Consider the following 21,699-nt stretch of genomic DNA (forward strand, 5'->3'; position numbering starts at 1 on the left):
TTTAAATTCCGGAGTAAATCTCTGGTTGCTCATTGCACTTCCTCCTATGCTCAAATCATAGGGCCGAAGTGTCTGCCGGAGCCGGGCAAGTCCAAAAAGCTCGGTGCCCTGCCCATCGTCATCGCGCTCTTCTTGCAGTTCAAGGACATGCACTGGCCGCCACATCCCAGCTGGGTGGAGATCTTTTTGATCTTCGTATCGGCTTTCGGCTACTGGCAGAGCGTGACGCAGATCAGCGTCAGACTGCGACTTCAGCTGTACGAAACATTGCTCAGAAAGGCGCTCACGTAGGCCAGCAGCCTAGACAGAAGGGGGAAAGAGATTTGCCGCAAGGAAAATGCCCCTTGTTGTTGTCTTCGTGGGTGAGCTGCTTCCTACACAAGCACGCATGCTCAATGGTGTCGGCGCGCGTCGACGGGCCGAGGCATGCGCACCGGCTCCTGTGCATAGTGCTGAGCCTCGTCCAGTAGCCAGGCGCGAAATGCGAGCAGGGCTGGATGCTGCGCGGATCGTGGCGGGTAGACGAGATAGTGCGCGTAGTCAGAGCGTAGTCGGCGCCGGCTGAGCAGCACGAGTTGGCCCGACTTCACCAACGGTTGAGCCATGGTGACGCGACCGAGCGCGATACCCATGCCTTCGACGGCGGCGTGGTGCAGGGTCTCGGTGTTGTCGAAGTGTGCGAGGTAGCGTTTTGGCGGTGTGCCGCCAAACGTGTCGAACCACTTGGCCCAGACGTTTTCCGGGTCCCTTAGCAGCGGCCAGTCGGCCAATTGCTTCTGCGTGGGGCGGCCAAGTCGCTTGATGAGTTCGGGACTCGCGATGGGCGTGAGCCAATCGTCAAACAGATGCTCGGCGCAGACACCGGGCCATTCGCCGGGGCCGAAGCGCAGGGCAGCATCGACGGACTCGCGCTCGAAATTCACCAGATCCACGCACGACTGCACGTTGAGCTGCAGGTGTTGATGCGCGGCAACGAAGCGGTGGAGTCGCGGCACCAACCAGCTCGATGCCACCGACGGCATGACGCTGATGGTGAGCTGGTCAGCGGGCGGCGCACTGAATTCCTGCAGTGCCCGTTCGATCGACTCGAACTGGGGCCCCACCAACTCCAGCAGGCGCGCACCCTCGGGAGTAAGGTCGACGCCCCGCGGTCCACGAACGAACACACGCTGACCCAGTCGGTCTTCCAATCCGCGAATCTGGTGGCTGAGTGCGCTGGTGGTGAGATGCATGTAGCGGGCCGCCAACGACAGATTGCCCATGCGGGCAGCAAGTACGAAGCCCTGCAGCGCGGTGAGTGGCGGTCGGCCCATGTGAACTTACCTCAACACTGGATTGCAAAAATGTCGCTTTTTGCGGGGCTCCCGTTGACCTACCTTCAGAACTGCCCGAAGCCCGGGTGCAGTTCGAGGAATGCAGTCATGCTGCTGTTTGGTTTTTCTTTCCCGAAGACATCGACGCCGACGTCGACATTGGCCCATTCCGACGCGGCCCTCCAACGTCCCGGCACCGACACTCCAGTCGCCACGGATACTCTACCGCCTGCCGCATGCACGGAGCGTCATCAGCATGACAAAACGGTGGATAGTCTTGGCCATTACATCGACAGCCGCCTGTGCGGCGAACGCTTCCGCGTCGATTGAGCCGCTGGCGCGGCCCTCGCATGGGCGGGTCTCGCCGGCACGGCGACCGATAAGGCGTTAGAGCCGGCGAGAGTCTCGTGGTAACCGGGCCAGGGCCCCTTACACACAATCTTCGCGGGGATGACGCGGTGAGGTCGACGCGCTATGTTCAGAGCGAGGCGGGGTTGGCAGATTTGAATGGTGAATAAAAGGTGCCGGGGCGAGGGGCTCTGACCCTGCGGTATCGCATTGAAGGTCCTGGCCGCGAACGGCCCTTGCGCGGCGGACGGCCAATCGGCAATCGCGAGATATCTGCTTGCGACCCAAAGCTAACCTTACTAAAGAGCAATCTTCGAAGTGCAAATGGACCTAGCAGCCTAGATGGCGTGGCGCCCGTCATTGGCGGTCCAACTTCGCGAACATTCGATAAGGCTTGCCTTCCCGTTGGCCAGGTCGCATGTGTCGCTAACGCCACCTATCAGGGCCTTACGAACCGATAAGCGAAGCGATCGGTCTCGTTCTTGATCGAGGGGTCGAATACCCTGATCGAGTGCGGATCGGCTTTGTTTGCGAGCATGGTGCTTTCCGCGTCCAGCACGAAGCCGGCCGCCTCCACCTCCTCGCGGACGGATGCAGGATCGATCCGATGCAGCGACTGCGTGTCGCTCGTCCCCGACCCTGCGGTCGCGGCGTGGTCGACAATGACGTAGAACCCACCGGGCTTGATCCATTCGTAGACGGCTCGATTGAAGTCGGCCGCCGTCGCGCCCTTACCCTGCATCAGCGCGGTGTGGAGATCGTGGTAGAAAAGGTGCAACCACAAGACATCCGCTGGTTGCGTGATCTCCGGCACGTCGACGAAGTCCGCTGAGACGATTTTGACGTTTTCTCGGCCCGGCTCTTTCGCGAGCGTTTGCATGCGACTGACTTGATCTTCCCTAAGGTTGGCGATTTCGGTCGGCACGAAGCTGTAGACGTGTCCTTTGGACCCCACGACGTCGGAGAAGAGGCGCGTCCAGTAGCCGTCGCCTGGATAAACGTCAATGACGGTGGAGCCGACATCGACGCGGGCGAACCGGATCAACTCGGATTGCTTGGATTGGCTGTACATACGAGATCTCCGTTGCGGCGTGACATTCGACGAGCGCGTGGCGTGCTGGGCGATAATACACGGCTCATTCACCACCGACCCGAAGGCGGTGGCCTCAGACGGCCATCCGTACGCTGGCCCGGGAGCGTCCATGTTTTTTCGTACGTCGGACTGTGACCAAATTATTCGGATTCTTACTAATCCAGGAGGCAATAGCGCATCGAATTTAACGATCACGTCCTGATTCCCTTTCCTACCGCCGCAGACAATTTGTGTACGCATTCCAGCTTGCAGCAAGCGCCTTTCGGGAAGGTCCGATTTTGGCCGCGAAAAGCCCTTGCGCAGCGAACGGCCCGTCGGCAATCTCGAGAGATCTGCTTGCGTCTCATAGCGGACAGCTTCTCCAGAGGCCCCGTGTCGATCCCGCAGGCGCTCATTCGTCGCAAGCATGAAGGTGACCATACCGGCCACCCTCCACGCCAAGGAGACCATCATGTCCTACATCGATGGCTTCGTGATCGCCGTACCCAACGCCAATCGCGAACAGTTCATCACGCACGCCCGTACCTTCGACGCCATTTTTCTGGAGTTCGGCGCCACCCGGGTGGTGGAGTGCTGGGGCGACGACGTGCCCGACGGCAAGCTCACCGATTTCCGCCGCGCCGTGCAGGCGAAGCAAGAGGAATCCGTGGTGTTCTCCTGGGTGGAATGGCCCGACAAGGCCACTCGCGATGCCGGCATGGCGAAATTCATGCAAGATCCGCGCATGGAAGCCGCCGGTGACTGTCCTTTCGATGGCAAGCGCATGATCTTTGGCGGCTTCAAGTCGGTGGTTAGTCTGCCGGACTAGGAAGGCCTTGAGCTGCGCGCTTTCAAAGCAACGTCCGCTTGCGACGGCGATTTCAGCCGGTCAATGCAAAACTCCTGCTGCCTTCGCAGTGCGTTGCGTTGACCGGCTGAAATCGCCCCTGGATCCCGGCAATCTGGCCGCGGCGTATACGATTATCGACGATCGCGAGCGGCCGATTTATGAGTACGGCATGGCTGCTTAGAGAGGGCTTCTCTGAAGCGTAAAGACCAAAATCAAGGTATGCCTAGCCAACGCGGCACCTCATGGGCAGCCGCCCCGAACAGCACCTGTAAGGGGTGCTGATCCAGTTAGCTGGCTCTCACCAGTTAGCCTTTCTAACTTCCTCCGTCCCGGTTTTGGTCTTATTCCCATGCCGGATGCGCCGCTACAACCATGGGGCGACACTCGTTGTTCAGCAGCACACGGCGCTTTCCGAGTAATAGCACGCCATGCGTGTAGCTGGGAACGCCATCAAAGACAGGGCTCTTCCAGACGATACGGCATGTCCTAGTATCCAATCCGTACATGATTCTGTCGCTACCTGAGTAGGTCGACACATACAGGACATCTCGCCCTAGCAGCACGGGATTTTGCACAATGGAAACAGACTCGCTGGCCTTACATACATGCTGCCCACGCAGGGATATCTTCACCGGCCCTGTCCATGCTTGCGGGTTGTCAGCCCTAGTTGGCAGGTCACTCGCCTCATCGTCCAATGTGACCGTAACACTTCCGCTGACAGCTGAATTGCTTGCAAAGATCAAGCGCGTAAGAGCGCAATCGTTGGCAGATGCAGGCATTGATACCAGCATCGCTGCACACGACAAAATAGGTAAGCGCACTGTCTTTCGCCTTATGGTATCTGCCGGGCAAAATACCGCACGGTAGGGAGGTCTTCGTGTATCCATGAGTAGTTGATGGTTGAGTTCTTGCGGCCCGTTCCGACGCGCTGTTTCCCATAGCCGAAAATAAGGGGTACGGGTGGGCTGATCCCGTCACTACGCGAGAATGTCTTTCTTTGGAGATGGCGATGGAATGCAACGGTTCTTCGCCACCGCGAGTCAGGGGCCAGCTTAACCGGGCCCCCAGCTCCGACGGAGGTTGTAGCGCCCGATGAGTATGCGGTTGCTGCCATGTCAAACGTGCCAGCTCGACGAAGCTAGTTGCAGGAAGCGACCAGAGGATATCCAGCCGCTCTGCAATAGCTAGCACCCAAAGCGTGAATCGTGACGACCTTGTCCGTGCCCTTGTATTCGCAAGAAAGATAGGCATCCGTTTCATGCATATCCCACGTATCAACGTTGTTCGTTGTCATTGGAATCAACGATGCTCGCTCTTCCGGCGCACCATCGTAGACGGTCACATTTTCGAGCGCCCTCCGAGCCTTCCCGTCAGAAACGAACGCAGGGCACACGTAGCGATGCTGCACGGCCGCCCATGATGACGCCGATAGGGATAACGCAAAAATTGTCGAGAGCGTTCTACTCAACGACATGGTACTGAGTTCCATCATCAACTTTTCGCCTCGAATGTCCGTCATGAAGTTGGATAGTTCATGGTTGCGGAGCATGGCTTTTGGCTAACCGGCAATGGGTTATGACCTGGTTAGTGTCCTAAGATCGCGTCAGTCGCAAAATGCGGTCGGCGGCTTGTCGGTCGTATCGCATGAGCTGGCCCCTACGGCATGAACGGCAGCGGTTTTATCCGTCCCCTTGTACGTGCACACCAGGTAGACATCAACGTGATTCAGCGACTCCCACCCGATGAGAGACGCCATGTTTTCGGGCGGTCCATCGTAAACGTTGACACGCCAGAGCGAGCGTTTGAATTTTCCATCGAGGAGCGGTGAGGGGCATTCATAACGATGGTGTGTTGCCGCAGGGCACGTCCAGCACACACAAAACGTCAAGAGCGCAATAGAGCACTTAGTCCACAACATGATATTGCGTCCCGTCATCGACCTTGAACCCGGTGTGACCTTCTTGGAAATGTATGGTCCTTTGCTGTGGCGGGTGGTCTCTGTTCCCTCTACTACCTTTCCACTGATCCATCACTACGATCCCATCGGTTGTTTGGTACAGGTAAATCGCTGCATGGCTGGTGTGATTGGTGTGGTTGCCGTAGGTTCCGTCGTCATCAAATGTGGCGATCACGGTTCCCGGCTGAATGCTGTGGTCATCCATAACAGAACCCCCGCGTTCCCAATGCGATGTCTGGGGGATGTAGACGACGGCGTGTACAAAGGTCACGCATTGACCGTTGCCCACCAGCTGCCCAGCGTCTTTGAAGGCAGCCGCCTTTTTCATGTCGGCGATATATGGCACGCGGTTCTCCTGGGGCAATGAAGATCGGAGAAGTCGTGGCACATCTAGCCGTCACTCCACGCGTCGCGGTATTGCAAGTTGCCATCAAGGTAGCTCCACGTGATTTCCTCATAGCGCAACTTCACTTGCTCGACGTGGTTGTAGGCAAGCGCCGCGTCTTCTTTGATGTTGGACACTTTAGGCATCACTGAGACGACTTTGACGTTGCCCAGCATCATGTTGAAGTACTCGACTTCGCGGCCGGAGTCGTCGACGCGGTACCACCTGATCTCGGCGGACTTCAAAGTCTGTCCGCGTGCCAGTGCCAGGTAGAGCATTGGCGAAGAGCGATCTATCTCTTTCTCGATCAACACGGGCATATGCATTCGACTACCAAGCAACTTTCCGGTCACCCCGTCGGCTGGGGCGTGCATGCCGTGTTTGAAGCCAAGCACTTCAATGCTTCCTTCACGGCCTACGACCAGGCTGGAGCCGCGAATGTCGCCACCGTTGCTGTCTTTGAGCCATAGATGTAGAGGGATCGGCATGCATAGGTCCTTATGTAACTTCGCTTCTGTAGCGTTCGCCAGCGACGCCACAAGATCATTCCGTGTCGATTGCCAGCTGGAGACTCTCCATTGTTGGCACTAGTCGAAAAGCCGATCTATGAGAAAAATCTCAAAGTAGTACCAGTCGTTGGACGTGACCGAAAGCATCGAAGGCTTCTACAGCCCGATACGTCGCCACAGCGAAAACCTGGGTCCGAGAACCGGGGTGCGCTATCTGCATCGTGCGCTAGCACTGGATGTCGTATCCTCGCCAACATGACCAAAAAGCTGCCACCCATCCACCCCGGCGAAATTCTTCGCGAAGAGTTCTTGGTGCCCATGGATCTATCAAGCAATGCGCTTGCAAACGCCCTAGGGATCACAGCTGCACGGGTGAACGAGATCGTCAGAGAAAAGCGGGGCGTCACAGCCGACACCGCGCTGCGTTTGGCGCGTTATTTTGGCAGCTCACCGGAATTCTGGATGAACCTACAGAAGGACTTCGAGCTGGAATGCGCACGACACGAGATTGGCAACGCGTTGGAGCGCATCTGCCCGCGCGCAGCGTGAGAGCGTCGTGCCTATCGGTTCCTTGTCCAACAAATTCGGAGCCTTTTGCCGACGCCTCAAAGAAATGAATCTGACCCTTCGTTTTGTGGAAGCCCAACTATCCCGCCGCGCCGGTCCCGCCAAGATCGGCCGCCCGCGCAAGCACGACACGTCCGAGCACCATACACCTGGAGAAAGTGCACTCTGACCCTGAGGTTTTGACAGGGCGGTTAAGTATCGAGTTCAGAAAGCCAGGCTTCGGTATTGGTCCGAAGCATATCAAGACAGTCGCCGAGGACTTGGGTCTTTGCAGATTCATTACCCGACTCGTTGAATTCAATGATCGCTTCATAAGCAGCTAAAGCAGAATTCATCACAGCTTCAAACCGTCGTATCCCTGCTTCACTCCAGTAGCGACGAACCCACGAGCGATAGACGTATTCTTTGGTCTTTAGCGTCACATACGACCCGTTCACTTCGCCGCCGATGTCGGGCATGTCAGTGGAACTAGTCTCGCCGCGCACCAGTCGAAGGTGATAGAGATCGACATAGAACAGGAACGTACTCAGATCGAGTGCAAGTTCCTCATAGTACTTTGAACGAAGATCGGCGCGATTTAGCGCAAATCGAATTCTTCCAATGAGCTTGTCCGAAAATACAGAAAGGAGGGCCACGACCGCGAGGACCAACCAAGTCTGTAAGTGCTCAATAAGGACGCTCATTCGGGTCTCCTGTAAGCCCAACTAGCATACATACGCAACCCGGCCCCGGCTATTCGGCGCGCGCAGATTCAGGCACACGAACGCTTTTCCTTAGCGTCCGGGCCAACCTCGGCGGCGGCTTGTGCAGGCGTTCTGCATGGACCCATACCGAGGGTTTAATGCCCCGTCCCCGTTACTGAGTTCGGAGCACTGGGCTCTGACCTGGCTCTGACCGGTTAGCCCTTTTAACTTCCTCCGTCGCGGTTTTGGAGCCTCTGTCCTTCGACCTGACCGAAGACTTCCCGCACAGCAAGGGCCGCGTTGAAGATGGCCTCCCCCAGCGTCGACACGCTTTGGGGATGCAAGGCATCTGCGCTGCAGATCTTGACCACGTCCCCATTGGCAGTGATCGTACGTAGCAGACTGTTGAGCTCATCGATTTGGTCAATGGTGACTCCGAAAACGAGGCGATCATGTGTCATGGCATCCCTACTCCGGCGATCTCGCGAACGCAGCCGTCCGCCTGACAACACTATCCGTTGATTGGAAATATCTGAAAAGCAGATACCGCATAGCTGCGTAGCGACAGCAACGCATTCGCGCTATCGTTGCCGGGCGGCACATCACTCAGGGGGAGTCATGGCAAGACGCAAGGAAAGCGGCCTCGAGGTCTTGATCTCGCTGCCATGGCCGGTTTGCATCGTGCTTGGCCCGCTCGCGTACATCAGCATTCGCTACGGCATCGGCTGGTACCTCAGCTCAAGCAGTAGTCCCGTGCTGGTGGGTGTGGGCAAGCAGGCCGCTGCCGGTATCTATGCGCCCCTCGAGTGGATGGCATTGGGCATCTGCTGGGCTGGCGCTCTCATTTCCTTCTTTCGTCAACGTAGCCGCAGACGCTTGCTGGATACGCAGACCGGGCTCGACAGCCTGCGCGCCATGAGCTGGCGTGAGTTCGAAATGCTCGTGGGCGAAGCATTTCGCCGCCGCGGTTACGCCATCCAGGAAACTGGGCTTGGCGGCGCGGATGGCGGCATCGACCTGATCCTGCGTAAGGACGGTAAGACCACGCTCGTGCAGTGCAAGCAATGGAAGACGCAGCGCGTCGATGTCAAAGTTGTTCGGGAGATGTTTGGCCTGCTGGCGCATCACGGTGCGGCGGCGGTGAAGATCGTTGCAGTGGGTGATTACACGGCGGATGCGCAGCGCTTCGCGCAGGGCAAGCCGATTGAGCTGATTCATGGTGAGGCGTTGCTTGCGATGGTGCGCGAAGGTCAGACACTGCCGCCCGCAAAAATACCGACGACAGAGACCATAGCCGGCGTCAGGACACATCCTGATCTGGCATCTTCAACCAATCCCGTCTGCCCAAAGTGCGGCACCGATATGATTCAGCGCTTCAACCGTCGAACGAAAGATCAATTTTGGGGTTGTGCAAAGTATCCGGCTTGCCGGGGTACTAGGGTGGTGTGACCGCAATGGATAGCCATAGCTCCCCTTGTCGACGCCTCAGACAAATGAACCTGAAGACTCATGTCGCCGCCTCCCGCGCTTGGCGGTACGTTGGAACTACCACGGTTTCGACGTCGCCCAGCGACAGGAGGCAGCCATGTCACTTTACGCAGCCATTGATCTGCATTCCAGTAACAGCGTGTTGGCCGTCATGGATGGCGATGGCAAGGCGCTGCTGCAGTGTCGGCGACCCAATAATCTACCGCGGCTGCTGGCCGATCTGGCGCCGTATCAGTCGGATCTGGTCGGGATTGCCGTGGAGTCGACCTACAACTGGTACTGGTTGGTCGATGGCCTGATGGATCACGGCTACGCCGTGCATCTGGTCAACACCACCGCGATTCCGCAGTACGACGGTCTCAAGCACGGCGACGATCACTCTGATGCGCTGCATCTGGCCCAACTAATGCGGTTAGGTCTGTTGCCGGAAGGCTACATCTACCCCCGCGATCAACGCGCCACGCGCGACCTGTTGCGCCGTCGCTTTGCCTTGGTTCGGCAGGCGGTAAGGCTGATGCTCTCGATCCAGTCAAGCTTCAGTCGCAGCACCGGCAAACAGCTGTCGGGCAACGCGCTGCGCCAGCTAACCGCGGTGCAGTTGGAATCACTGTTTCCCGATTTGTCCACGCGCTACGGTGTGCTCATCCAGTTCCAGTTGTGGCTGACGGTGCAGGATCAAATCACGGCGCTGGAGCGCTGGGTGCGCAGGGATCTGGCGCGGCCAGACTTGTTGATGCGGCTACAGAGCGTGCCGGGCATCGGCCCGATCCTGGGCATGACGATCCTGCTGGAAAGCGGTGCTATCGGGCGCTTTGCTTCGGTCGGGGACTACGCCTCGTATTGCCGCATGGTGGAGAGCGTGCGGTTGTCCAACGGCAAGAAGAAGGGACATGGCAATCGCAAGTGTGGCAACCGCTATCTGTGCTGGGCGTTCATGGAAGCGGCTACCTACGCCGTGCGTTTCCATCCATCGATCCGCCGCTGGTACGAGCGCAAGCGAGCGCGTAAGCATCGCGTGGTCGCCATCAAGGCGGTGGCGCATAAACTGGCGCGAGCTTGCTATCACATGTTGCACGAGGGCACGTCGTTCGATCCCACGCGCGCCTTCGGTTGATTAGGCCGACGATCGCAGGCCGACCAAGGGGTATGGCTCCGAGCCACGTACCTGAAAGGTCGCGATCGTCGGCACCCGTGTTGCAGCAGGACCGCACGTGGACCGAGCCACGCAAGGGTGGGCCTTCGAGCCCGTGACTCTGTGCGACGCACGACGCGCACCTGGACGGACGCCGCGATGACCGATGAGTGTTTGGTAACAGCGGGGCCGCGATGCGGCTCCAACCAGAATGGTGACTGGCGCGATCTTCGCGCCGCATGAAACGCAACGGCTGGCGATCATCTGCACGACGGGACATTATGCACTTCGGCCACACCGGAGTCGGGCTTATGCGTGCCTGTTGACCCGGACGGCGAAATGGTGACCCCTTCGCCCGTCACGGCGCGGCTGCGGTGAAGATTGTCGCGGTGGGTGACTACACCCGGGACGCGCAGCGCTTTGCGCAGGGAAAAACGATTGAGCTGATTCACGGTGAGGCGTTGCTTGCGATGGTGCGCGAAGGTCAGACGCCCCCGCCCGCCAAAGGAGCGACGACAGAGACCATAGCCGCCGGCACGACACACCCAGACTCGACGCCTTCAGCCAATCCCATCTGTCCAAAGTGCGGCAGCGATATGGTTCAGCGCTCAAACCGTCAAACTAAAGACCACTTCTGGGGTTGCGCAAAGTATCCAGCTTGCCGGGGTGCGAGAGCGGCGTGAGCGGAATGAATGACTCTGCCCACTTTCCTACCAAAAACCTTATTTTATTGGAGCTTTAAGATACATATGGACGTCGAAACTGAACTCAAAGCCCTAGAGAACTCTCTCCGAAGCCTTATCGAGCATGTGCTGCGCTTAAAATACGGCGCAGAGTGGGAGAAGTCTCTAAAAGTGACTCCGGAGACAGTGGCCAATTGGAAAGTGCGACGTGAAGTTGAAAGAAAGCGCCTCGCAGGAGAAACGCTCGATTCGCGCCTTCTGTACTATTCAAATTTCCATGACTTACGATCATTGATCGCTAAACATTGGAGTGATGGCTTTTCGGAAGTCTTTGGCGAAAAACGAAGGCTGGAGGTGCACCTCGAAGAAATGGAGAGGCTGCGCGATCCAAATGCTCATCGACGCGAGATGCACACGTATCAGAAGCACCTTGTTTTAGGCATTTCCGGGCAGATAAGGATATTAATTATGAAACACCGTGGCCGCGGCGACGACCCAGACACTTATTTTCCTAAAATAGAAGCCGTTACAGACAACTTAGGTAATCAGGCATCGAACACCAACTATGCTCAACAAATCATCTGTAAACCCACCTTGCGGGTTGGCGATGAAGTCGAGATTCGCATTGACTCCATAGATCCTTTGGGCGGCGAACTGTCCTATAGCATCGCGCGCATTGGCCCAAAAGTTTGGACCTCAAAAAACATAGGTGTCATACGCTTCACCGAGCAAGATATCGGCAAGTTTTGCGATATCAATGTAATGGTTCGAAGCGTCCGCAACCACCACGCATATCAAGATTTTGATGACTACGTGATGTATCGCTATTCAGTCCTTCCAGCAAGGTAATCCGATGGAAGACCTGGCCATTCTGAAACAATCTAAACATTCGCCACCGCTCATGAGCGAGGCATAGACCACAATCGGATTGTTAGCTCTGGTGTTAGTAGCCGAAACCGAGACGGGGGGTAGTTAAGCCACTAACATCAGCACCTGATGCCACCGCAAAAAGATCGGCCAAAGGGGACGGAGGTCGTTAGGGCGAACGCAGGCTTAGCCTTCGACCATTTGCTTGCGTCGAGGCTGGCTCGCCTGGGCTTCTACTGCTGACCCAGGCGGTTTAACCACCCCCAAACAAAATGGGGTCAGAGTCTGAGGTATCCCCACTTCTCCCTGCGCCAGATCAGCAACTTATGGCGTTGTCGGGTGGCTAGAAGTGCGCGCATGGCGCAGTCTTCAAGGCGACGAAACCATACGAGGACCGCAGACCATGCGCGCCAGCCAAGTATTGCAGAAGTGTCTTGAGCGTTCACTGCGACCCATGCACGAGGCGCGCTCGCGCGTACTTCTTCGCTCGGTCGAGGCGTTGTTGACGGGGCGGCGATTGACCTTGATGGATATCGCCCGTGCGTGGCCCGGTGCCGAACGGGTGCGTGCGCCGCTGAAAGCGTTCGATCGCCTTTTGAGCAACCCGCATCTGCGCCAAGAACGCGAACCCATTTACGGCGACATGGCACACTGGTTGTTGCGTAGCGAACGACCGGTCATCGTGATCGATTGGTCGGATCTCAAGGCGGACAAGGCATGGTGCCTGCTGCGCGCGGCGGCGCCGGTTGGTGGGCGCACGCTGCCGGTGCTGGATATGGTCTTTCCCGGCCAACAGCAGGGCTCTCCCAAAGCTGAAAAGATTTTCCTCGAACATCTGCGCACGCTGATCCCGTCCTCGACACGGCCGATCCTGGTGACCGATGCGGGGTTCCGCCGCCCTTGGTTTCAGGCGGTTTCGGCGATGGGCTGGAACTGGGTGGGTCGACTGCGCGACCGGACGCTGGTCAAACCCGTCGACGTTAGCGATGAGGACGCCCAGTGGGTGCCATGCCGCGCCTTGTATGCGCTGGCGCGTTCGACGCCCCGCGACATGGGCTTGATGGATACCGTCCGTAACACCCCTTGGGTCTGCCGCGTGGTGATCCACCGCAAGCCACGTCGAGGCCGAAAGCATCGCAACCACTTTGGGCACATCGCGCGCAGCAAGGTCAGTCTGCAATGCGCCGCACGTGAGCGCGAGCCGTGGCTGATTGTGGCGCCACCGGCATTGGCCGATCTGAGTGCTCGCCAGTTGATCGTGCTGTACGGGCGGCGCATGCAAATTGAATCTTCGTTCCGCGATTTGAAATCACATCGTTACGGTCAAGGCTTCGAAGATAGCCTGACGCGCAGCGGAAAACGCATCGAAATCCTGTTGCTGGTGAACGCACTGGCCGCCTTTACCAGTTGGCTTGCCGGCCTAGCCTGCGAAGCAGTCGGCATCGCGCATTGGCTCTCACCACGACGATCCGTGCGAAGGCTATATTCGGTCTTGCGTCTTGGCCGTGAAGCTTTGGACAGATCATGGCCGACGGAACATCTATCGCGATGGTTGGATCGACTGAGATCGCTTCCTCCGACGGCACTCACTCACATGCAGGTGCCGACATGAATTCGTGGGGATACCTCAGGGTCAGAGTAACCCTGACCCCATTAGCTTTATTGCCGCGTTTAAATTGCCCACGACACCTTCTCTGTATCTGTGGAAGGACTTTGAGCCGGCCAGCTTAATTAGCTTGCTTGTCTCGGAATATCTGCCACCTGGCGAAGCAAATCGGCGGCGCGTGCACCCGCACCGCGTAGGATATCCAAAACGTAATTCCTATTATTCTCAAATCGGGCTTTTTGAGATTCTCCGTTTATGATTTTTCTTTCGATTTCATGCGCACGCTGAAGTAACGCACTTGTTAGCACGGAAAGGACCTCAAATCGATAGTCTCCGCGATCGCTAAGTTCGCGTACCAGGGAGACCACGTCCGCGCGATAAGCGGCAGTGGTATTTGGCAGCGTCGAAAGAAGCAAGTCATGCAGACCATTAAGCAGGTCCGCTAACTCCGACTCTTTCGAGTCAGAAGCCTTGCTTTTTGCAAGAAAAAGTTCTTTGGCCGCCGCAGACAGTTCATCATAGGCCTGATCAAACTCTCTATTCCTTGATCGATTTATGCCGTTAATGACATAACCCTCAGCCTTCCTTTCGCCCCACAAAACTTCCTCGCCAGGAAACTCCTTCAAGGCATTGATCGCAACCTCTATAACACCGGGTCCAAAAGAAGCATCTCTTTCACACCGGTACCAAAGATCAAAAAGAACGTGTTTGCGAGCCCCTTTCTGATAGGCTTGTGCAAGCAACTTTCTAGCCTCACCAACACCGCCCGGTTCCGTTTCGCAAATCATTCGCGCCTTAAATAATAATAAGTCGGGATGATTTTTCTGCGTCTTGATAGCGGCATCAATTGTCCGGCGCGCAGCAGAAAGATCACGATTTCGTAGCGCCAGCGCCTGTGAAATGGCGATCGCCACATCCTTATTGTGATCTTGCGAGGTCCGCGCCTTGACCTTCGATCTCGCCTCACGAATCTTTCTCTCCAACGCGACATGATCGCCCGCCAACTCACTACGCTTGGAAACAACCAAGAGCGCAGCGGACATGCCGATATCAAAACGCGGCTCGGATTGAATAATTTTTGGCGCGTTCACAATGAATAGTGACTGCAATTCATCTAACGCATCTTCTAATCCAATCTCCAAAAGCCCACTTGCACTCATAAGCTCTGCCTTAGAGCACTCACCTAAGAACGCCAAGCACAAAAGGACCCGCATCGCCGGACGAGAAAGATGCTCGATTTCCCGCCCCAAAACAGCGTTACGTGCATCCTCACCTGAGTGATTCTTCCAATCATCAATAGCCCGACGGAGATTGTTTCCGCGCCGAACCACCCTAAGGATCGAATCCGTGAGCAAAGGGGAGCCTTTCGTTGCCTCTGCCAGCAGTTGCGCCCCGTTTCTTGGGAGCGTCACACTGTATCTAGCAGTTAAGATAGCGAGCAAATCAACGTACTCTTCGCCCTCCAAACCCTTCAGGGTGATTGCCGCATTTGAAGAATACGAAGCGTTTGAACGTGTCGTCAGAAGAAACCTCGCCCGCTCCGAACCTGCCTGTTGCGCAAACTCCAACGTCCGCCTTTGGTCATTCGGCTCGAGCGAGTCAATATCGTCCAATACAAATAAGGTGGCATAATTGGCGATTTCGATACGAACCATTTGACTCAGCTCGGCATCTGAGGCGTCACTTAACTCCGCGTCGACATATCCAAGGTTTCTGCCTATGGCCACCAGCATAGTTCGAAAACACTTGAAATGTGTCTCTGGCATTGTTTTCCAGAGATTTTCAAAGCCCGAGAATTGACGCTTCTTTGCAGTCAACCAAACGATTCTCTCAATCCCGAGCGGGGCCATATAAGCGACCTGCGTGGCAAATTCATATGCGACGGATGTCTTTCCCTTTCCGCCCTCGCCCGCAATAACTTTCGCATATTGAAATTGGTCGTTGAGCCACGCCCATAGCTCTGTCAGCACGTCCGTGCGACCTACGAACCTTGTACAAATGACGTCTCTACTCGGTAGATTATGGTCTAGCGCAGCACCTGAACGCTTTTCGAGCACAAGGCGCCCGAGTTCTCCAGCGACCTTATCAAGCGTCCCATCGCTAAGTACCAGCTGCCAATCGACCATATCAGTCGCCAGCGTACTCCTATCGCCTCGCCTAACAGCCACGTCTCCTGCATCGAAGGCATACTTACCCTTACTTACCTCAGGGCCTCTTTTTTTAAATCTATTCGGAGTACTGACTTTTCTTCTAGGTATGCAAATAACGCCGATCTTTATGGAGCTAGACAATTGGTGCTCTTCGTAAGTAAAGAATATCTCCTCGGTTAGCCAAGACTCGATTTTCCCACGAAGCAACTGCATGTTAAAAGGAGTGGCTGTAATTCCTGAGACATGGTACCGAACGTCCTTTTCGACCTCCCCAACGCCAAATACTATGAACCCGCCATATGTGTTGTAGAAAGACGCAATATCTTTGACTGCTTCCGCCATTGATTCAGCATCATCCGCATAGCCATCTCTCTTAAAATCGAGACAGAATGACTCGGTGGCGCAGAAATCTATTTCTGACAATTTGGCCAGAATTTTGTCAGGCAGGTGCCCCTGCTCAACAGCGCGAGCAATCGAAACAATCCATTCCATTAGCTTCCCCTGTGTTCCTTGCCCCTGATTTAAGGAGTCAAACTGATCTCCTTTTACCTCTGTGCGCGACCCACTGCATCCGCGATGCGTCTTCGTCCCCGATTGTCGTAGCCAGGATGGCTTGCAAATTCAGCGTCAGCTTGCTCCATCTGTTCGACTAGACGCGATACTCACTACATATTCCGCCGACACTCCCCACCCACGTCAGACAACGCATGACTGATCTGCCCCAATGAGTTGTACTTCACCGCCTCAACCAACTGCTCGAACACATTCTGTCGATCCCGCGCCGCCGTCTGCAACACCTTGGGGCTATCTGAAGCCAGCGCATTGCGCGCCTCCCCATAGAGCTTCACGTTCTGGATCTGCTGGCCCTTCTCTTCTTCGGTCGAGTGGAACAGCTCGATCTGGGTGGCGATCTCGCCGCCGTGGTCCTTGGGCGGGAAGGTGTTGTCGCCGATCAGTGGTAGCAAGCCGTCGTGCTTCTTGTGCTCGTAGTACATCGACTCTTCCTGGATCTTGCCGCGCTGGTACATGGTGTCCATCGCGCCGAGTACGCCGCCGCGCTCGCTGATTGTCTGAACCTTCATGCTGCGATCCCTGCAATCTGGTCGGCAGACTCCGCGAGCGCATGGAGAGCTTCCTCCAGGTCGTAGTCTATCTGGAGCCCCAACCAGAAACGCGCACTGGTCCCCAAAGCCACGGCCAGACGCACCGCGGTATCCGCCGTCACACTGCGTTTGCCAAGCACGATCTTGTTGACGCTGCGCCTTGGTAGCCCAGCGGCCCGCGCCAAGGCGTTCTGGCTGATACCCATAGGCCTCAGAAACTCCTCAAGCAGCACCTCGCCAGGGTGCGGATTCGGCAGCGCGAGTTTGCTCTGAATCTTATGCACTTTGCTCAAGCTGCTTCGGCGTTGTTGCGCAAGCCACCGGTGTCCTGCAAACGTCGGTGCAGTGATTCTGCACTCAGGTCGAATCCATTGGGCCAAGCAAGTGCGCCCAACTCGATAAAGTAGCGCGAGAAGAATTGCGGGTCACTCAGTGGAGCAGTCATCTCGGTGGAAGCCTCGACGAAAGGCGTGAAGTCGTACACCCCCGAGGTTTTGTCAGAAAAACGCAGGAGCAATCGGTAGCCACCTTTCGACTCGATCGATTTCAGCTTAATCATTGTCGGCTCCGGGAATTCGGCTCAGCGGCTGCAAGGCTTGCGCACGAGCCCAATTCTGCTCCAGCTCGGACCGATGGTCGAGACACCACTGTCGAACCAGCACCAAAGCTCGGTTGGGTAAATCGCCCTGCACAAGCATTCCGTCCGCAATGGCGATCACTGCCTCGTGCCCCTGATATTCCACATGGATATGCGGTGGTGCGTGATCGGCAAAGTACATGCGCACGTAAATACCGAAGAAGCTGGAAATGATGGGCATGGGTTCGCGTCCTTGCGAATGGGTGCTAATGAAGCCTACCGCGAGCACCCGCCCCTCACCCTGCCCTCTCCCTGGAGTGGAGAGGGTTCAAGCGGGTCGCTTACATGTTGCGGCGGTATTCCCCACCCACGTCATACAGCGCATGCGAGATCTGCCCCAGCGAGTTGTACTTCACCGCCTCAACCAACTGCTCGAACACATTCCGCCGATCCCGCGCCGTCGCCTGCAGCACCTTGAGGCTATCTGAAGCGAGCGCGTTGCGCGCCTCCCCATAGAGCTTCACGTTCTGGATCTGCTGGCCCTTCTCTTCTTCGGTGGAGCGGATCAGCTCAATCTCGGTGGCGATCTCGCCGCCATGGTCCTTTGGCAGGAAGGTGTTGACGCCGATCAGTGGCAGCGAGCCGTCGTGCTTCTTGTGCTCGTAGTACATCGACTCTTCCTGGATCTTGCCGCGCTGGTACATGGTGTCCATTGCGCCGAGCACGCCGCCGCGCTCGCTGATCGCTTCGAACTCTTTGTATACGGCTTCTTCCACCAGGTCGGTGAGTGCATCGACGACGTAGCTGCCCTGCCAGGGGTTCTCGTTGAAGTTGAGGCCGAGTTCCTTGTTGATGATCATCTGAATCGCGACGGCGCGGCGCACGCTTTCTTCGGTGGGCGTGGTAATGGCTTCGTCGTAGGCATTGGTGTGCAGGCTGTTGCAGTTGTCGAACAGTGCGTACATCGCCTGCAGCGTGGTGCGGATGTCGTTGAACTGGATCTCTTGCGCGTGCAGCGAGCGACCGCTCGTTTGAATGTGGTACTTCATCATCTGGCTTCTGCTGCTTGCGCCGTAGCGCTCGCGCATGGCGCGTGCCCAGATGCGGCGGGCGACGCGGCCGATGACGGTGTACTCCGGGTCCATGCCGTTGGAGAAGAAGAAGCTGAGGTTGGGCGCGAAGTCGTCTACCTTCATGCCGCGCGCGAGGTAGTACTCGACGATGGTGAAGCCGTTGCTCAGGGTGAAGGCGAGCTGGCTGATCGGATTCGCGCCCGCTTCGGCGATGTGATAACCGCTGATCGACACCGAGTAGAAGTTGCGCACCTTGTGGTCGACGAAGTACTGCTGGATGTCGCCCATCATGCGCAGCGCGAATTCGGTGCTGAAGATGCAGGTGTTCTGCGCCTGGTCTTCTTTGAGGATGTCGGCTTGCACGGTGCCGCGGACGTTCTGCAGGGTGAACTGCTTGATGCGCGCGTAGGTTTCCGCATCTACCAATTCGTCGCCGGAGACGCCGAGCAGGCCCAGGCCCAGGCCTTCGTTACCCTTGGGCAGGTCGCCGTGGTATTGCGGGCGCTTCACGTTTTTGTAGACCGCGGCGATCTTCTTTTCGGCGGCGGCCCAGCGGGCATCGTCTTCGCGCAGGTACTTTTCGACGTTCTGGTCGATCGCGGTGTTCATGAACATCGCGAGGATCATCGGCGCGGGGCCGTTGATGGTCATCGAGACGGATGTGCTGGGCGCGCTGAGGTCGAAGCCGGAGTACAGCTTCTTCATGTCGTCGAGCGTGGCGATGTTGACGCCGGAGTTGCCGATCTTGCCGTAGATGTCCGGGCGTGGCGCGGGGTCTTCGCCGTATAGGGTGACGGAGTCGAACGCGGTGGACAGGCGCGTGGCGGCGCCGCCCTGGCTCAGGTAATGGAAGCGGCGGTTGGTGCGCTCGGGCGTGCCTTCACCGGCGAACATGCGGGTGGGGTCTTCACCGCTGCGGCGATAGGGGTAGACGCCGCCGGTGTACGGGTAGTGACCTGGCAGGTTTTCGCGGCCGAGGAAGCTGACGAGTTCGCCCCAGACTTTGGATTTGGGTGGGGAGACTTTTGGGATTTTCTGGTGGCTCAGGGAGTCGCGGTAGTTCTCGACGCGGATGACTTTGTCGCGGACTTTGTATTCGTTGAATTCGGCGGTGACGGATTTGTAGAGGGTCGGCCATTCGCGGAGCTGGTGGATGGCTTCGTGGCTTAGTTCTTTGAGGGCTGAGTTGTAGCGTTGGCGGAGGAGAAGGATGCTGCGGTCGACTTGGGGGTGCGGCGGCGCTTCGACTTCGCCCTGCGGGCTACGCTCAGCGGGAACGGTTGAGGGGTGCGTGCTGGTTGAGGGGGTGGTGCCGATTGAGGGGGTGAGGGACGCTTCGACTTCGCCCTGCGGGCTACGCTCAGCGTGAACGGTTGAGGGATGCGGGCTACGCTCAGCGCGAACGGTTGTGGTGTGGGGGGTTGGCTCACCATGAACGGTTTTATCATCCGTTCGTCCTGAGCGTAGGTGCGCAGCACCGGAGTCGAAGGAGCCGTGCAGGGCGACGGGCTGGTGCAGGTCGACGGTGTGGTACAGGTCGAGTGCCCGTGGCAGTTTGTCGTCGCCTAGCTCTTTCAGGGCTTCGTAGTAGTGCTGGGCTTTGCTGGCGTATTCGGCCTGGCGTTCGATGCCGGAGTTGATGCTGCGGCCTTGCTCGGCGATTTCGGCGAGGTAGCGGACGCGGTTGCCGGGGATCAGGACGGTGGCGCGGGGTTCTTTCAGGGTGGTGTCGAGTTGGGGTTTCCAGTCGAGCTTGGCCCCGCCCTGCCCTGCGGATTCGAGCGCCGCCGTCGTTCCGAGATGCAGCTTTTCGCGCATCAGGCGGCACAGGTTGGAGAACATCCAGGTGACGCCGGGGTCGTTGAACTGGCTGGCGATGGTGGGATAGACCGGGACGTCTTCGTCTTTGAGGGTGAAGGCGGTGCGGTTGCGCTTCCACTGTTTGCGCACGTCGCGTAGGGCGTCTTCGGCGCCGCGCTTGTCGAATTTGTTGAGCACGATGAGCTCGGCGAAGTCGATCATGTCGATCTTTTCGAGCTGGCTGGCGGCGCCGTATTCGCTGGTCATGACGTAGACCGGGAAGTCGACCAGGTCGACGATCTCCGAATCGCTCTGGCCGATGCCGGCGGTCTCGACGATCACCAGGTCGTAGGGTTGGCTCTTCAGGAAATCGATGCAGTCGTGCAGCACGATGCTGGTGGCGGCGTGCTGGCGGCGCGTGGCCATGGAGCGCATGTAGACGCGATGGCTGCGCAGCGAGTTCATGCGGATGCGATCGCCGAGCAGCGCGCCACCGGAACGACGGCGCGTGGGATCGACGGCGAGCACGGCGATGCGCATGTGCGGGAACGCGTGCAGGAAGCGCAGCAGCAGTTCGTCCACTACGGATGATTTGCCGGCGCCGCCGGTGCCGGTGAGGCCGAGCACGGGGGTGTGCTTGCCGGCGAGTTTCCATTCCTTGCGCAGGCGTGCGAGGTCGGTGTCGCCGAGCTTGCCTTCCTCGATGGCGGAGAGCATGTGGCCGATGGAGATTTCGTCGTCGATGTCGACTTTCGGTACGGCGTCGGTTTCGCCTTCCGCGCGCTTCGTCGCGGCTGTGCCGGCGCGATGCATCACGTCTTCGATCATCTCGGTGAGGCCGAGCTTCATGCCGTCGTTAGGATGATAGATGCGCTCGACACCGTAGCTCTGCAGCTCCTTGATTTCTTCGGGGGTGATGGTGCCGCCGCCGCCGCCGAACACGCGGATGTGGCCGGCACCGCGTTCCTTCAGCATGTCCACCATGTACTTGAAGTACTCGACGTGGCCGCCCTGGTAGGACGACAGCGCGATCGCGTCGGCGTCTTCCTGCAAGGCGGCGCGCACGACGTCTTCCACCGAGCGGTTGTGGCCGAGGTGGATCACCTCCGCGCCTTGCGACTGGATGATGCGGCGCATGATGTTGATCGCCGCGTCGTGACCATCGAACAGGCTGGCTGCGGTGACGAAACGCAGTGGGGTGGTCTCGTGCTGCGATTCGCTGGCGGGGACGTGCTTGGCGGGGGAACTCATGGGGACTCCGAACATCGTGTGCTTGAACTTCGCGATTCTAGTGGATCGGGGTCGAGGGGGGAGTTTTTGGGTGGTTTGTGGTGCGAGCGGAGGGCTGCGCTTTTGGGAGAGTGTGGTTGGGGTGAGCCTGGAGAGCTGAGTACTGCGCTAGTTCAACAGTTCGCTCTGGCCGGACCCTCATCCGCCCTTCGGGCACCTTCTCCCACAGGGAGAAGGGATCTTACGGCCTCGCTTCGGCCGGACCCTCACCCGCCCTTTGGGCACCTTCTCCCGAGGGGAGAAGGG

19 protein-coding genes and 2 pseudogenes are annotated in these 21,699 nt (G+C 57.7%); 8 read left to right on the forward strand and 13 right to left on the reverse strand.

The genetic code is table 11. The features are described 5' to 3' along the window. Positions 1 to 291, forward strand: a pseudogene (locus HDE77_RS06530) (hypothetical protein); the annotation flags it as partial. A gap of 101 nt (positions 292 to 392) precedes the next feature. Here HDE77_RS06530 and HDE77_RS06535 read toward each other — a convergent pair. Then, entirely contained in the window at positions 393 to 1,313 is a 921-nt protein-coding gene (locus HDE77_RS06535) for a LysR substrate-binding domain-containing protein (protein WP_184416366.1), read from the reverse strand. Between the two features lie 108 nt (positions 1,314 to 1,421). Between HDE77_RS06535 and HDE77_RS06540 the strand changes: the two genes are divergently transcribed. Then, the gene (locus HDE77_RS06540; RefSeq protein ID WP_184416367.1) at positions 1,422 to 1,643 is read left to right on the forward strand and encodes a hypothetical protein; all 222 of its coding nucleotides are present in this window, start codon (positions 1,422 to 1,424) and stop codon (positions 1,641 to 1,643) included. Between the two features lie 457 nt (positions 1,644 to 2,100). On the opposite strand, the gene HDE77_RS06545 is transcribed toward HDE77_RS06540, so the two are convergent. Continuing rightward, positions 2,101 to 2,733, reverse strand: a complete 633-nt coding sequence (locus HDE77_RS06545) for a class I SAM-dependent methyltransferase (protein WP_184416368.1) — start codon at positions 2,731 to 2,733, stop codon at positions 2,101 to 2,103. 472 nt (positions 2,734 to 3,205) lie between these two features. Between HDE77_RS06545 and HDE77_RS06550 the strand changes: the two genes are divergently transcribed. After that, complete coding sequence (locus tag HDE77_RS06550; RefSeq protein ID WP_184416369.1) at positions 3,206 to 3,562, forward strand: DUF1428 domain-containing protein; 357 nt, start codon at positions 3,206 to 3,208, stop codon at positions 3,560 to 3,562. Between the two features lie 1,159 nt (positions 3,563 to 4,721). Here HDE77_RS06550 and HDE77_RS06555 read toward each other — a convergent pair. The 3 genes from HDE77_RS06555 to tssD form a co-directional block, all read right to left on the reverse strand. Continuing rightward, positions 4,722 to 5,132 carry an STY0301 family protein gene (locus tag HDE77_RS06555; protein ID WP_184416370.1) on the reverse strand — a complete coding sequence of 137 codons (411 nt, stop codon included), beginning with the start codon at positions 5,130 to 5,132 and terminating at the stop codon, positions 4,722 to 4,724. Between the two features lie 355 nt (positions 5,133 to 5,487). After that, a complete protein-coding gene (locus HDE77_RS06560; protein WP_184416371.1) occupies positions 5,488 to 5,886 on the reverse strand; it encodes a BPSL0067 family protein in 399 nt (132 codons plus the stop codon). Positions 5,887 to 5,930: 44 nt separating this feature from the next. Then, the gene (gene tssD, locus HDE77_RS06565) at positions 5,931 to 6,413 is read right to left on the reverse strand and encodes a type VI secretion system tube protein TssD (protein ID WP_184416372.1); all 483 of its coding nucleotides are present in this window, start codon (positions 6,411 to 6,413) and stop codon (positions 5,931 to 5,933) included. A gap of 276 nt (positions 6,414 to 6,689) precedes the next feature. Between tssD and HDE77_RS06570 the strand changes: the two genes are divergently transcribed. Continuing rightward, entirely contained in the window at positions 6,690 to 6,983 is a 294-nt protein-coding gene (locus HDE77_RS06570) for a HigA family addiction module antitoxin (protein ID WP_184416373.1), read from the forward strand. Between the two features lie 209 nt (positions 6,984 to 7,192). Here HDE77_RS06570 and HDE77_RS06575 read toward each other — a convergent pair whose 3' ends face one another. After that, a complete protein-coding gene (locus tag HDE77_RS06575) occupies positions 7,193 to 7,684 on the reverse strand; it encodes a hypothetical protein (RefSeq protein WP_184416374.1) in 492 nt (163 codons plus the stop codon). 224 nt (positions 7,685 to 7,908) lie between these two features. Further along, on the reverse strand, positions 7,909 to 8,145 hold the full coding sequence (locus HDE77_RS06580; RefSeq protein ID WP_184416375.1) for a hypothetical protein: 237 nt from the start codon (positions 8,143 to 8,145) through the stop codon (positions 7,909 to 7,911). A gap of 247 nt (positions 8,146 to 8,392) precedes the next feature. Here HDE77_RS06580 and HDE77_RS06585 point away from each other — a divergent pair, with 247 nt between their 5' ends. The 4 genes from HDE77_RS06585 (at position 8,393) to HDE77_RS06605 (ending at position 13,466) form a co-directional block, all read left to right on the forward strand. Then, the gene (locus tag HDE77_RS06585) at positions 8,393 to 9,133 is read left to right on the forward strand and encodes a restriction endonuclease (protein ID WP_343206076.1); all 741 of its coding nucleotides are present in this window, start codon (positions 8,393 to 8,395) and stop codon (positions 9,131 to 9,133) included. Positions 9,134 to 9,269: 136 nt separating this feature from the next. Then, positions 9,270 to 10,286 (forward strand): IS110 family transposase, encoded by a 1,017-nt coding sequence (locus tag HDE77_RS06590; RefSeq protein ID WP_184416377.1) that lies wholly within the window; start codon positions 9,270 to 9,272, stop codon positions 10,284 to 10,286. Between the two features lie 767 nt (positions 10,287 to 11,053). Continuing rightward, a complete protein-coding gene (locus HDE77_RS06600) occupies positions 11,054 to 11,836 on the forward strand; it encodes a Swt1 family HEPN domain-containing protein (RefSeq protein ID WP_184416379.1) in 783 nt (260 codons plus the stop codon). Positions 11,837 to 12,257: 421 nt separating this feature from the next. Next, positions 12,258 to 13,466 (forward strand): IS4 family transposase, encoded by a 1,209-nt coding sequence (locus tag HDE77_RS06605; protein WP_184416380.1) that lies wholly within the window; start codon positions 12,258 to 12,260, stop codon positions 13,464 to 13,466. 119 nt (positions 13,467 to 13,585) lie between these two features. On the opposite strand, the gene HDE77_RS06610 is transcribed toward HDE77_RS06605, so the two are convergent. The 6 genes and pseudogenes from HDE77_RS06610 to HDE77_RS06635 all read right to left on the reverse strand — a co-directional run bounded on the left by HDE77_RS06610 (position 13,586) and on the right by HDE77_RS06635 (position 21,414). Then, positions 13,586 to 16,102 carry an ATP-binding protein gene (locus HDE77_RS06610; protein WP_184416381.1) on the reverse strand — a complete coding sequence of 839 codons (2,517 nt, stop codon included), beginning with the start codon at positions 16,100 to 16,102 and terminating at the stop codon, positions 13,586 to 13,588. Between the two features lie 173 nt (positions 16,103 to 16,275). After that, positions 16,276 to 16,701 (reverse strand): annotated as a pseudogene (locus HDE77_RS06615) (methylmalonyl-CoA mutase family protein); the annotation flags it as partial. Beyond that, entirely contained in the window at positions 16,689 to 16,997 is a 309-nt protein-coding gene (locus HDE77_RS06620) for a HigA family addiction module antitoxin (RefSeq protein ID WP_343206077.1), read from the reverse strand. The pseudogene HDE77_RS06615 and the gene HDE77_RS06620, both read right to left, overlap by 13 nt. Before the next feature lie 5 nt (positions 16,998 to 17,002). Continuing rightward, positions 17,003 to 17,272: a DUF2442 domain-containing protein gene (locus HDE77_RS06625; RefSeq protein ID WP_184416382.1), complete on the reverse strand. Its 270-nt coding sequence runs from the start codon at positions 17,270 to 17,272 to the stop codon at positions 17,003 to 17,005. Beyond that, a complete protein-coding gene (locus HDE77_RS06630; protein WP_184416383.1) occupies positions 17,265 to 17,531 on the reverse strand; it encodes a DUF4160 domain-containing protein in 267 nt (88 codons plus the stop codon). The genes HDE77_RS06625 and HDE77_RS06630 overlap by 8 nt, the downstream gene beginning before the upstream one ends. A 100-nt stretch (positions 17,532 to 17,631) precedes the next feature. After that, the gene (locus tag HDE77_RS06635; RefSeq protein ID WP_184416384.1) at positions 17,632 to 21,414 is read right to left on the reverse strand and encodes a methylmalonyl-CoA mutase family protein; all 3,783 of its coding nucleotides are present in this window, start codon (positions 21,412 to 21,414) and stop codon (positions 17,632 to 17,634) included. Between the last annotated feature and the right edge of the window lie 285 nt (positions 21,415 to 21,699).

Source organism: Rhodanobacter sp. MP7CTX1 (genome assembly GCF_014205795.1).
GTDB lineage: Bacteria > Pseudomonadota > Gammaproteobacteria > Xanthomonadales > Rhodanobacteraceae > Rhodanobacter.